Source organism: Crocinitomicaceae bacterium (assembly GCA_016708105.1).
Lineage (GTDB): Bacteria > Bacteroidota > Bacteroidia > Flavobacteriales_D > Crocinitomicaceae > JADJGJ01.
Genome location: JADJGJ010000001.1, coordinates 2,200,249 through 2,212,687 on the forward strand (window position 1 = coordinate 2,200,249; position 12,439 = coordinate 2,212,687).

Genomic DNA, 12,439 nt, shown 5'->3' on the forward strand with positions numbered 1-12,439 from the left:
GGCAGAATAGTGCATTATTTTTACTCATCTTAATATCCTGATCAGATAAAATTTAGCTGATATTCTACAATTCCAGAAAATAAAAAACGAACATTTATGCAACCTCTGCCGTATAATTGACGTAATTTTGTAGTGCGTAATTCATTAACCCATGAGTGAAATTGAAGACTTGATATTAAAGGCCAGCACAAAAACACCTGAAATTAATTTCAAAGGTGAATCAGGTCAGTTAGAATTATCAGGCAGATCTATTCCGGAAATTTCATTTGAGTTTTATCAACCAGTTATTGATTGGGTAGATGCGTACGGCAAAAATCCACAAGAAGAAACCATGGTGCATGCCAAGTTTGAATATTTCAACACCAGCTCATCAAAACAAATTTTAGACGTCTTCAAAAAATTGGAGAATATTCATTTAAATGGTAAATCTCGTGTGAAAGTAAAATGGTTTGTATCAGAAGAAGATGAAGCCATGCAAGAAGCCGGCGAAGAATATAAAATGCTTTTGAAATTACCTTTTGAAATTGTTCCGGTTCCTGACAGTGATCAAGAGAAGAGGGGTTAGGGATTAGGGATTAGGACTTAGGTTTTAGGGGTAAAGCCATTTGCTTATTCTGAATTTAGTCCGTCTAAAAAAATATCTTCGCAGCCAATAACATATCTGCAACCCTAAACAGAATATGAAAAAGGAAATTCAAGAGGATGTATTCAATTATTTTGTCCGGTTTCCAGAATCGGTTCAAAAAAGATTCATGCAAATTCGTTCAATCATCTACAAGGTTTGCCCAGATTGTGAAGAGCTCATTTCATATGGCATGCCTGCATATATATTGAATAAAAAACCATTGGTATATTACGCCGCTTATGAAAATCATATCGGATTCTACGCAACACCAACCGGACACGTAAAATTTAAAAAAGAATTAGCAGGTTATAAACAAGGGAAAGGGTCTGTCCAGTTCCCGCTTAAGGAAAAACTACCGCTTGATTTAATTGAACGCATTGTGCAGTTCAGAAAAGAAGAAAATACGAACTAACTTCAGGTAAAAACTAAACCAAAACTTATGAATACAACAACACCCATAAACCCAACAAGCGGCAAAGCAACCGTACAACTCATTTTGATTGGACTCATGCTTTGGTTGTGTGCTACACAGGTCAGCTCATTATTAGGTCAATCCTTGTTTGATTTATCTTTCCATATTGAAATGAAACCTTTATTGCGGTTTGTATTAGATTGTATACTGCCTCTTGCGTTCTTTCTCTTGTTTATTGTCTTTGCTATTAATCTTTACGCCAAACAAAAATCAACAGAGGATAAAAACAAATCTTTTCTAACTATACTGATTGTGATATTTGTTATTGTATATGCCTTCGTATTTATCACAACTATGTACCTGCATCCGGTATATACTGATGTGAACATGGAAATTGTCTTTGAATACTACGATGTTTTGGGCGAATCATTCATTGACGAAATTTGGGGAGTTTTACATTATTTATTGCGTATTGGGGTGTTCATTTTGATCATCTATATGAGTGAGAAAAAATTGAGAGCAGCGGCGTAATTATCATTCGTACTCACTAATTAAAACCCATTAATTAACATGATGACACGAGCAGAATATGTAGCCATTTGCGAAACTTGTCTGAAACGAAAAAATAATTTGAAGAAAGGACTGATATGCTCTCTGACTAACGAATATGCAAATTTCAACACCGTTTGTTCTGAATACGCACAAGATGCCGTAATTATTCAACAACAAAAAGATGCCGCGGCCGGTGGGCAGGCTAAAGTTCCGGTTTTTGAAACAGAAAGTAGTTTGATGAAAAGCGGATTCGGTGGAGGCATTGCTATGTTAATCGGCGGTGTTATTTGGATTGTACTTGGATATGCATTTCTCAATCGAATCTTCTATTACCCTATTTTTCTTATCATTGCCGGAATAATAGTTATCGTGAGAGAATCAGCCAAAAAGGCAAAACAAATGAACCGACCTGATACCAGCGGAATTTTGGATGATAAAAATGATTTGGAGATAACCTGATACCCAATCTTTACTGAGCAGTTAATGAAAATGACAACAGTAAGCAGCAAGTCATTCATAGAGCCCTGTGTGAAAATCCTTATCTTTGCTTTTTGAATTCTCATTTATGAATAAACTCAGGGCAATATCTCCAATTGATGGAAGATACCGTGACAAGGTTGAAAAACTTGCTGATTATTTTTCTGAATTCGCTTTGATACGTTACCGCGTATTGGTAGAGGTTGAATATTTTATTGCATTAACCGAACTAGATATTAAAATGCTCAAAGATTTTCCAAAAAAATCAGTAGCAGAGTTAAGAAAAGTTTATCAGGAATTTTCAGAGTCAGATGCGCAGAAAATTAAAGACACTGAAAAAATCACCAATCATGATGTAAAAGCGGTTGAATATTTCATCAAAGAAAAATTCAGCAAATTGGGCTTGTCAAAATATGAAGAGTTTGTTCATTTTGGACTCACCTCACAAGACATTAACAATACTGCCATCCCCATGTCATTGAAAGATGCCGTGTATGAAGAGTTTCTTCCACTGCTTGATCATTTGATTCACACGTTGAATGATTATGCACAAGAATGGAAAGACATTCCAATGCTTGCCCGCACACATGGACAACCGGCTTCACCAACCCGACTTGGTAAAGAGATTTATGTTTTTGTTGAGCGCTTAGATGTGCAAAAAAGACAATTGCTTGCGGTACCTTTCTCAGCAAAATTCGGCGGTGCCACCGGAAATATGAATGCTCACTTTGTAGCGTTCCCTGAAATTGACTGGGTTCGCTTTGCCAATAATTTTGTAAATAACACCTTACAAATTGAACGCAGTCAAACCACTACGCAAATTGAACACTATGATAACGCTGCATCTTTGTTTGATGCCTTAAAGCGAATCAATAATATTTTGTTAGATCTTGACCGTGATATGTGGACTTATATTTCCATGGATTACTTCAAGCAAAAAATAAAAAAAGGAGAAATTGGTTCATCTGCCATGCCTCACAAAGTAAATCCAATTGACTTTGAAAATTCAGAAGGAAATATTGGAATTGCCAATGCACTATTTGAACATCTTGCAGCCAAATTACCGGTATCAAGACTTCAACGCGATCTCACTGACAGCACAGTATTGCGGAATGTAGGCATGCCAATAGCTCACTCGCTTATTGCGCTCCAATCTACCTTGAAAGGTATGAGTAAATTGGTATTGAATGAGCAAAAATTGCAAGCGGACTTGGACTCAAATTGGGCAGTGGTAGCTGAAGCAATTCAAACCATTTTGCGTCGTGAAGGATATCCAAAACCTTATGAAGCATTGAAAGATTTAACCAGGACAAATACGGTGATCAACAAAGAGAGTATTTCAATATTCATTGAAGAACTCAATGTTTCAGAAAAAGTAAAAAAAGAACTTCGCAAAATCAGTCCACATAATTTTACCGGAATAAACATGGTTGATTAAATCAAACCGGGCAAAAGAAAAAACTTGATTTAATTTTAGTGCGAAAAGATGTTATCACTAGATTTTCAGTACAATTAAAATAAAAAACAAAGGCACAAAAAAACCCGCACTCAGGCGGGTTTCTAAAATAATCTGGTCGTTCTTAGTGACCACTATTTTTCATGTCCTCTTCAACCAACGCGTCAGCATCAATTGTTTCACCACTTAACTCAAAATTATTCGCTGCCGCAAATTCATATTGAAAATCTACCCAGCGTCCATCAACTTCTATATACTTATCATACGCTTCAGCATATTTTTCATACAATTTCATGTCTTTGTCTGACCAATCTTCATCAGGGGTAGACATGGGTACAGCTAAATCACGCAAGTAATTATCAACCAAATCCTGAACTCCATTAAGCCATTCAATTGTTAATTCCTGCAATTCCTTTTGCTTAGGCCAGCCTTTACCATTATATAAATCCATGGCTTTTTTGCAATCTGCAATCATGACAACCATGGAGTCATAGATTGCATAAAATTCTTCAGGTGCTGCATCTTGCTCATCTAACACATCAACTTCACGAAATTTCACATCAATTTCAACCACTTCAGCTTGAACGCCAAAAAAGTATTCTTCACCGTTGGTAGCTCCACCGTCTTCAAAGCTCACAGTTGCTTCCTGAAAATCCTCGTTGGTTTCCATTACAGTATTCAACGCATCATTGTTTACTGTTGTTCCGCTGCCACAAGCAACCATCAAGGCTGCAACTGCAGGATAGATAAATAGTTTTTTCTTCATGTAGATTTATTATAAAAGTTTAGTTTCAGATTTGATTCCAATATGCTTTACCAATTGGCAAATCAAAAATGAACGGGTGAATTTACTAATTTTTTATTTTCAACCGATTGGTCTTGATAACTAAAACTGTACCCGGTAATTAAATATCGGCACAAAGCCAAGCTGGTAAATGGTTTCTATCGTCTGCTCTTCAGGTGAATAATATTGTGCAAATACATTTTTATGATTTGTCAGATTCTGAATATCCAGAAAAAGATGGTGCGTAGACTTAGATCCGTTTTTGCGATAACCAATTTTAAAATCAATCCTGAAATAGTCAGATGATTGTTCTTCGTATCTATGATCTAAATCAAACACGGTTTTGCCTTGAGCAATAGATTCATCCAAAAGAATGGGTGTTAAAGGCGCTCCGCCTGACCACATGAGTTTAATGTCGGTGACAATAAAATTTGTTTTGGTTTTGCCAACCGGAAATTCTTTTCCTCCCAAAAAATTACAGATAAAATTATTATTGAAGCGCGTGTTTCGTTCAACACCATCCAGAGCAACATATTTTGATTCGTAGAGCGATGCAGTGACAAGGAAATAATAATGATTAGTGAAGAATTTTTCCAATGTAAATTCAACCCCGTAATTGGTTCCGGTTCCTTTATTTACAAAAGGTACATCGGCTTGATTATCTATCACAGATAAAAAAGACACACTATAATTCAACACAGAAAAACCACTGCTACTATCAGCTTCAACCGGAACATCATACAAGTGCTGATAATAAGTTTCAATTCGTATCCGCAGGTTTTCAGTGATTCTAAAATCATAGCCCAACACCGCGTGCAGCGCTTTAGTAGGTTTTAAGTTTTGATTGGGGTAATATACATTTCCAAAAGCATCTGTTTTCTCTACAAAATAAAATGTCAGCGGTTCAGTGCGACTATGTTTACCTGCGCTGATTGATATGCTATGACGTCTGCTAATATCCCATACAAAGCCAAGCCGGGGTTCAGCCACCGGCGCATCAGATAAAGCAAAATAATGCGCGTGAATTCCGGTATTAAGCGTTATTTTTTCAGTGAAGCGATGTTTCCATTGCAAGTACAGTTGAGACATTGAAGTTGTACCGTCACCAGAAAGAAATACAATATTCTGCACAAAATTTTCTGCATGCAAATCAAAACCGGTCACGCTGTAAATACCTCCAAGGCGAATGGTGTTTTTTGCATTTACTTTACAATTCCAAGTAGTTGAAATTCGAAAAGCATATTCAATAAATGATGATTTGCTCACCGGCTGCAATTGATACACATTGTCAAGTGAATCATTTCTATCACCTAATCTGCTGGCTGAAAATGAGACGTAGGAATTAAGATAAGATCTTTTGCCAAGCAGAATTTTATGTATTAGCCCAGTTGCTGTCATATCAGAATTCATGAACTGATCAAAGCGATCATCCCGACTATTCCATTGCAGAGAATCTTTTACTGCAGGTACACCCACGTGACTTAATCCGCCAATTCCAAAAAAGGTAAACACGCCTGCTTTTTGCGTTGGAAAATTAAATTTCATGGTGAGATCATGCACAACCGGTAAAGTGTTTCCGCCAACATCTAATCCAATGGCTTCAAAAATTCCGGTAGTTGAATAACGATAATTGATCAAGTAAGATGATTTGGATTTTTTTGAAAAGGGTCCTTCAGTATTTGCTTCAACGCCGATAAAACCAAATTGTATTGAATATTCTCGTTGCTCATCATTTCCTGTTCTGAGTTTTACATCAAATACACCTGATAAAGCATTGCCATATTCAGCCGGAAAAGCACCGGTATAAAAATCAGAATTCTTGAGTACGTTTACACTTAAAATACTGAATCCTCCACCTGAACTTCCGTTGCTTGAAAGGTGATTGAGATTAGGCACTTCAATGCCTTCCAATCTCCACAACAAACCTTTGGATGAATTTCCGCGAATAATTAATTCATTTGAAAAACTACCTCCTGAAACACCGGCATACGATTGTGCAAGACGAGAAATATCACCATTAAAACTACCTGAAAAACGCCCGGCTTCATCAACTGTAAACGAACGAACACTGTTGCCGGCCATTTCGTTGATGGGTTTTCCTTTTTCATTGTCAGCTACAATTTCAACTTCACCTAATTGACTCAAGGCTTCAGTGAGCTCAATCGTTAGAATCACCTCTTTACCTGCACTCACAATCAATTCAGGTAAAATTAAATCTTCATATCCAACAAATGTAATTCGTAAGGTATGCCGTCCAATAGGTACGTTGTCTATTCTGAAATTCCCGTTGTGATCCGAAATTGCACCTAACAACGGTTCAGTATTCATAACAACCACCTTTGCACCTATCAGCGGATTTTTTGAATCACGATCAATCACACTTCCCCTGATAACTTGTGTTTGCTGCGCAATCAGTTCTGTCGAAAACACCACCAGAAATAACAATATGGTCAAATAGAAAAATGCACGCATGCAGCTAAGATAGTAAATTCAATAGGTTAATTATCCTGAGACAATCTCGGATTAAGCAATAGAATTGGAAAGATGTATCTTCAGGTTGCAAAATTAGATTCTCCACGTAGGCACGGGTCGCGACCTGTGCCTACAGAATGTTTTTTTTATTTTGCAACCCCAGTGGGTGTGTAATTCTATTGCGTAATCCGGTATAATGTAAAGACAGGTTCTGATCACTTTGAAATATCCAGCATCCGCTCAATTGGAAGCAGGGCTCTTTTGCGCACATCTTCAGGTACATGAATATCGGGCAATTCATATTTCATGCAGAGATAAAGTTTTTCTAAGCTATTCAATTTCATGTATGGGCATTCAGAACATGCGCATGTAACATTTTGATGAATGGGTGCAGGAATCAAACTTTTATGCGGTACATCTTTTTTCATTTTGTGAAGAATACCTGCTTCAGTTGCCACAATAAATTCTTTGCCATCACTTTTTTTCACGTAATCAATCATGCCTGAAGTAGAACCAACATAGTTTGCGATTTTTAGAATATGAGATTCAGATTCAGGATGCGCGATGATTTCAGCTTTTGGATACTGACGATGCAAATCCAGAATTTTATCAATGGAAAATGCTTCATGCACTATGCAGGCACCATCCCACAACAACATTTCACGGCCTGTTTGAGACATGATATATTTTCCCAAATTTTTATCCGGTGCAAAAATAATGGGCGTTTCTTTATGTACTGATGCCACAATTTTTTCGGCGTTAGATGAAGTACAAACTAAATCACTGAGTGCTTTGATTTCAGCCGAACAATTGATATACGTGATGACAACATGATCAGGATGTGCTTTGACAAAAGGTTCAAATGCCGATGCGGGGCATGAATCAGCGAGTGAACAACCTGCTTTTAAATCAGGTAAAACTACTTTTTTATCCGGATTTAAAATTTTCGCTGTCTCAGCCATGAAATGTACTCCGGCAAACACAATCATGTCTGCATTCACCTTTGCTGCTTGTTGAGATAAACCTAAACTGTCTCCTACATAATCTGCCAAATCCTGGATTGCGCCATCTTGATAATAATGGGCAAGAATCACCGCATTTTTTTCTTGTTTAAGTTTTTTAATTTCTGCAACCAAATCAATGCCTGCCGGTATTTTCAAATCAAGATAACCAGTTTCATTCAATTGTTTTCGTGCCTCTTCAAATTCCATAATAACTGAATTGAAATACAAATTTACCTTAAATAATGACACTACATCTGTTTTCATTTTGCACTCGGACGTATCCATAAGATCATTTCTGCGTACAATCTCAAGGGCAGTAGCAAAGTTTGAATCTATGGTATTATTTCCCTAACTTTGTTTGTTACGTTTTGAATGCTCCGCGTTATCTTTTAAAACTGATAGATCAGAACAATATGAAAAAATGGATTCTCATAGCGCTTTTTATTCCTGCCATAGCTGGGGCTAAAGGCATTGAGAACGATACTTTTCTGATACGCAAAGAAGGTGAAATTGCAGAAATTCTTACCAATTTGCGCAAAGCGCAGACTGACATGGACCGCGAAATAATCAACATGACGCTGGTTGATGAGATAAAAAATCTGCTTGTTTATCCCGGAGTACTTAACTACCCTTTTTCTAGTTGGACAACGATGTCTACCATTGCAGCTCCGGATGGTGCATTTAGGTTATTCAACTGGAACATTGAAGATGAAATCGGAATGCACAGTCATTTTTGTTTTTTGGTTAAGCCACTAAACGATGAAAGCAATCACGTGATTCAACTTACTGAAGATCGTTTAACTATACCGCCAAGGCCTGACAATACTCTAACTGCTGATCATTGGTATGGAGCCTTGTACTACAATATTGTTCCGGTAAAAAAGGGAAGCAAAACACTCTACACCATATTTGGGTACAACGGAAATGATCAAACAACAAACAGAAAAATATTGGACGTATTTTATTTCAAAGGAAAAACTCTTCGCATGGGCTATCCGCTTTTTCAAGAGGCACCCGGATCACAACATTTATTGCGCCGTGTGTTTTTTGAATATTCTGAAAAAGCAATTATCACGGTGCGCATGAATGATAATTTAGGGGCCATTGTTTTTGATCACTTAGTACCTGAAACTCCTCAATTGGAAGGTTTGTATGATTATTATATTCCTGACATGACCTACGACGGATACAAATGGGAAAACGGTATTTGGGTTTATGTTGAAGATGTAATTGCTTATAATGATCCTGAAGAAGAAATTAAAAGATATTATCCGGATGGTGAAGGTGATTCATCATACAGAACAGAAGATGGAAAATGGATTAACCCGGTTGATCCTAATGCACCAAATGGCGGAACCAGTGCTATTGCTCCCATTGAAAACGTAAATCAAAAAACTAAAAAGAACGGCAAGGTTAGAAAAATTCAATTTCAATTTACCAACCGTTTCAAAGGACCTCGCTCAGCAATTACCGGTGATCGGGTTAAACAGAAAAGAGGAAAAAGAAAGTAGTTGATTTTACAAGAACACACAGTAAAAAATTGCTCTTTACAACAATTCAAAATTGATATTCCCTAATTGTTTATGATAATCAACCTGCACAATTCAAGTTGTGCTCACCAATTTTTCACGATAGATATATTTTTTTTGAATAGATTCAAACGGACGATAGATGTAAAATACTTCCCCGTTTCTGATTTTAATGCGCTCAGGATATTTGAAATACAACTTGAATGATGCTTTCACTGAACCATCCTGCGCGTTGATTTCATGCAGGTAAGTGAAGCCGCCTCTGCTGAAAATAGCGTAAACTTTACCGGTCACTTCATCTTGGATGAGCGGTTGCTCCCAACCTGATTTGCGCGCATCATGATGATAGTTGATGATTACACTATCTGTTTTTCCAATGCCCGGACGATAATGAAAAAGTTGATCGGTATAATGATCAAAAATGAGAATAGTATCTTCACCATACCTGAATAACGGCGCATATAAAGGAGTATAATAAATAGAGTTGGTAAAAACGGTTGCCCCTACCCAAATTTCTTTATCAATGCCCGTTTCAATTTGTTTTTGATGTGCCCATATTTTGGTGCGTGCATCTACATATTTATATTCAGAACGATACAATTCCATCATCAGAGAATCTTCAATTTTCAGCATGGGTGTGTATACAGAATCATCTCGGTTAAACTCATAATAATCAAACGCCGGAAAAATTTCAGAATAATTGGAGAAATAAATGTTTGGCCCAATAGTGTCAAGCACCGGCACAACATAGCGAAAAAAATAATCACGGTCTTCCAGAAAAATTTCAAACTGCTGATTGACAATTGTCACCAGAAAGATTCTTTCATCAGTGACCAGGTGAATATTGTTTCTGAAATCTAGACGCAATTCTGATGCAATTCCGTCAATGTAAAACACATCAAGCTCTTCATTACCTGATCCAATCAATCTAAGTTTACAACCGCTTTGAATATTTTTTTCATAGGTAAGAAGGACTAAATTGCCATGTTTATCAAATTCAAAATCTTCAACAGAATAATCTTGTGTGCCAAAAACGGTATCAGGAGTATTAGCGTAAACAACAATATCAGGAAACGTGCGCACGGAAAGAACAATATCTAAAAACAAGGTATCCCGTTTCAGGCGCTTTTCAGTTTTATAGGTGATTATTTTTTTATACGTTTCAAATGCTACATGCTGAACATAGAGCGTATCCTGACTGATACTTTTTTTATTCAGATAGAATTTTCCTGAAGCATTTGTTTTAACGATTTCATTTTTGTCTGAGTAAACAAAACAGCGCGCACCGGGAATAGGGTCTCCGTCAATATCAGTTACTGTTCCTGATATCACATAAGTTTGCCCCAGCGAATTTAATCCTGCAAAAATTAAAATTATGGATATTAGATTTTGAAACTTCATGTAAAGTATAGATGCACAAACGTACAAAATTCCATAAATGAAATTGAAATATTTGTGATCGTAAGAATTTTAAATTACCACGTACTAAACCTATTAAACCATATTAATCTTTATACTCCTTAAGGTATTTTGGTGTGCAAATTAAATTCCTCTATGCGTTGAGAGCAGCGACCTGTAACAAAGTAAGCGCAACTTTACGCAATGAGTGAATACATTATTTTCAAGTATAAAAAATCAAATAAAAATGTATCTTTAACCAATGCCTGAATCCATTGACAATAGAAAAATATTCAGCTTAACAGAAGTAGCCAACAGCATAAGAAAGACCATTGCTGAAAGGTATACTACCGCTTTTTGGGTAAAGGCAGAGATCAATAAGTTAAATGCGTATGCCAAAAGCGGGCATTGTTTTCCTGAATTAGTCGAAAAAAAAGAGAGTCAAATAACCTGTGAAATGCGTGCTACCATTTGGAAAAATGATGTAGATAGAATTAACAGGAATTTCAAAACCACCTTGAATGAAACCCTGAAAGACGGCATTAAAGTACTTATGCTTGTTACCATTGTGTACGAACCAAAATACGGTTTGTCACTGGTGATTAAAGATATTGATCCATCCTACTCGCTGGGTGAGTTGGAACGTGAGAAAAAAGAAACCATTGAAAAACTTAAGAAAGAAAATCTATTTGACAAAAATAAAAAACTGGAGATTGCCTTATTACCGCAACGCATTGCTGTGATTTCAATTGAAACCAGCAAAGGTTATCAGGATTTTATTAAAGTGATTGATAAAAACATATTTGGATACAGATTTTTCCACATGCTCTTTCCGGCAGTATTGCAAGGTGATGCCAGTATACGCACCATTCAAAATCAACTGAAACGAATTGCCGGTGTAAAAAAACATTTTGATGCCGTTGCTATTATTCGCGGCGGCGGTGGTGATGTTGGATTATCTTCATTCAATAATTATGAATTAGCGAAAGAAATCTGCAATTTTACCTTGCCTGTTTTTACCGGCATTGGTCATTCAACCAACCTTACCGTGTGTGAAATGGTGGCGTTTCAAAGCGCAATTACCCCAACTGAACTTGGAGATTATTTTCTGCAGAGATTCCATGATGTTGCCGTTCCGGTGCAGCGTGCTCAGGATATGTTGATTCAACAAATTCCAAAACTGATTGAATTTGAAAAGCGTCAATTTTCACACAGTATTCAACTTTTCAAATCAAGCGTTAAAAATATTTTGCAAGAGCAAAAGCATCAACTGAAATCAATTACCACTGAGGCCATTCATGAATCTAAAATCAGGCTAAGTTCTGAACGGGAAAATATTTCACAAAGCATGCAACTGCTTAAAAAATCAGTAACCACTTTCAAGCGATTGGAAATAGAAGATATTCAAGCGCAGCATGACTTACTGAACAAATACAATCAACGATTTCTCAAAACCAAATCAGAAGAAATCAATCAAATTGAAAAAATGGTTCGTTTAGTTGATCCGGTACATGTGCTTAAGCGCGGTTACACAATTACTACGGTAAATGGTAAACTTCTAAAATCATCTGTTGACGTGCAAAATGGAGATAAATTGGTAACTAAAACATCTGACGGCATTATTATCAGTGAGGCTGAAGAAATAAAAAAGGCTGAATAAATTTTACTGCCTATTCATTGTACTTCAGGGGCAAGTAGCATAAGATTTAACTTTTGTTGTTATCCATAAA

The 12,439-nt window shown here is 36.6% G+C and carries 11 protein-coding genes; 7 read left to right on the top strand and 4 right to left on the bottom strand.

The genetic code is table 11. The features are described from left to right. Positions 1-160 precede the first annotated feature (160 nt). The 5 genes from IPH66_09650 (at position 161) to purB (ending at position 3,504) form a co-directional block, all read left to right on the top strand. On the top strand, positions 161-565 hold the full coding sequence (locus tag IPH66_09650; GenBank protein ID MBK7129609.1) for a DUF1987 domain-containing protein: 405 nt from the start codon (positions 161-163) through the stop codon (positions 563-565). A gap of 115 nt (positions 566-680) precedes the next feature. Further along, a complete protein-coding gene (locus IPH66_09655; GenBank protein ID MBK7129610.1) occupies positions 681-1,037 on the top strand; it encodes a DUF1801 domain-containing protein in 357 nt (118 codons plus the stop codon). Between the two features lie 27 nt (positions 1,038-1,064). Further along, positions 1,065-1,568, top strand: a complete 504-nt coding sequence (locus IPH66_09660; GenBank protein MBK7129611.1) for a hypothetical protein — start codon at positions 1,065-1,067, stop codon at positions 1,566-1,568. A 39-nt stretch (positions 1,569-1,607) separates the two neighbouring features. Further along, positions 1,608-2,048 carry a hypothetical protein gene (locus IPH66_09665; GenBank protein MBK7129612.1) on the top strand — a complete coding sequence of 147 codons (441 nt, stop codon included), beginning with the start codon at positions 1,608-1,610 and terminating at the stop codon, positions 2,046-2,048. A gap of 106 nt (positions 2,049-2,154) precedes the next feature. Continuing rightward, positions 2,155-3,504 carry an adenylosuccinate lyase gene (gene purB / locus IPH66_09670; GenBank protein ID MBK7129613.1) on the top strand — a complete coding sequence of 450 codons (1,350 nt, stop codon included), beginning with the start codon at positions 2,155-2,157 and terminating at the stop codon, positions 3,502-3,504. 142 nt (positions 3,505-3,646) lie between these two features. Here purB and IPH66_09675 read toward each other — a convergent pair whose 3' ends face one another. From IPH66_09675 to nadA, 3 genes are all read right to left on the bottom strand, one after another. After that, positions 3,647-4,288, bottom strand: coding sequence for a hypothetical protein (locus IPH66_09675; GenBank protein MBK7129614.1), 642 nt, complete (start codon positions 4,286-4,288; stop codon positions 3,647-3,649). A gap of 120 nt (positions 4,289-4,408) precedes the next feature. After that, positions 4,409-6,778 (bottom strand): TonB-dependent receptor, encoded by a 2,370-nt coding sequence (locus IPH66_09680; GenBank protein ID MBK7129615.1) that lies wholly within the window; start codon positions 6,776-6,778, stop codon positions 4,409-4,411. Positions 6,779-6,993: 215 nt separating this feature from the next. Further along, positions 6,994-7,989: a quinolinate synthase NadA gene (nadA, locus tag IPH66_09685; protein ID MBK7129616.1), complete on the bottom strand. Its 996-nt coding sequence runs from the start codon at positions 7,987-7,989 to the stop codon at positions 6,994-6,996. Positions 7,990-8,195: 206 nt separating this feature from the next. Here nadA and IPH66_09690 point away from each other — a divergent pair, with 206 nt between their 5' ends. Then, positions 8,196-9,293 (top strand): hypothetical protein, encoded by a 1,098-nt coding sequence (locus tag IPH66_09690; protein ID MBK7129617.1) that lies wholly within the window; start codon positions 8,196-8,198, stop codon positions 9,291-9,293. Positions 9,294-9,386: 93 nt separating this feature from the next. On the opposite strand, the gene IPH66_09695 is transcribed toward IPH66_09690, so the two are convergent. Further along, entirely contained in the window at positions 9,387-10,712 is a 1,326-nt protein-coding gene (locus IPH66_09695) for a carboxypeptidase regulatory-like domain-containing protein (GenBank protein ID MBK7129618.1), read from the bottom strand. 259 nt (positions 10,713-10,971) lie between these two features. Here IPH66_09695 and xseA point away from each other — a divergent pair, with 259 nt between their 5' ends. Continuing rightward, a complete protein-coding gene (gene xseA, locus IPH66_09700; GenBank protein ID MBK7129619.1) occupies positions 10,972-12,369 on the top strand; it encodes an exodeoxyribonuclease VII large subunit in 1,398 nt (465 codons plus the stop codon). Positions 12,370-12,439: the final 70 nt, after the last annotated feature.

Bases quoted from the DNA above. Each gene is read 5' to 3' on its own strand.
- IPH66_09665 (MBK7129612.1), top strand. From the start codon at position 1,608: ATGATGACACGAGCAGAATATGTAGCCATTTGCGAAACTTGTCTGAAA.
- purB (MBK7129613.1), top strand. From the start codon at position 2,155: ATGAATAAACTCAGGGCAATATCTCCAATTGATGGAAGATACCGTGAC.
- IPH66_09660 (MBK7129611.1), top strand. From the start codon at position 1,065: ATGAATACAACAACACCCATAAACCCAACAAGCGGCAAAGCAACCGTA.
- IPH66_09690 (MBK7129617.1), top strand. From the start codon at position 8,196: ATGAAAAAATGGATTCTCATAGCGCTTTTTATTCCTGCCATAGCTGGG.
- xseA (MBK7129619.1), top strand. From the start codon at position 10,972: ATGCCTGAATCCATTGACAATAGAAAAATATTCAGCTTAACAGAAGTA.
- nadA (MBK7129616.1), bottom strand. From the start codon at position 7,989: ATGGAATTTGAAGAGGCACGAAAACAATTGAATGAAACTGGTTATCTT.
- IPH66_09655 (MBK7129610.1), top strand. From the start codon at position 681: ATGAAAAAGGAAATTCAAGAGGATGTATTCAATTATTTTGTCCGGTTT.
- IPH66_09680 (MBK7129615.1), bottom strand. From the start codon at position 6,778: ATGCGTGCATTTTTCTATTTGACCATATTGTTATTTCTGGTGGTGTTT.
- IPH66_09675 (MBK7129614.1), bottom strand. From the start codon at position 4,288: ATGAAGAAAAAACTATTTATCTATCCTGCAGTTGCAGCCTTGATGGTT.
- IPH66_09695 (MBK7129618.1), bottom strand. From the start codon at position 10,712: ATGAAGTTTCAAAATCTAATATCCATAATTTTAATTTTTGCAGGATTA.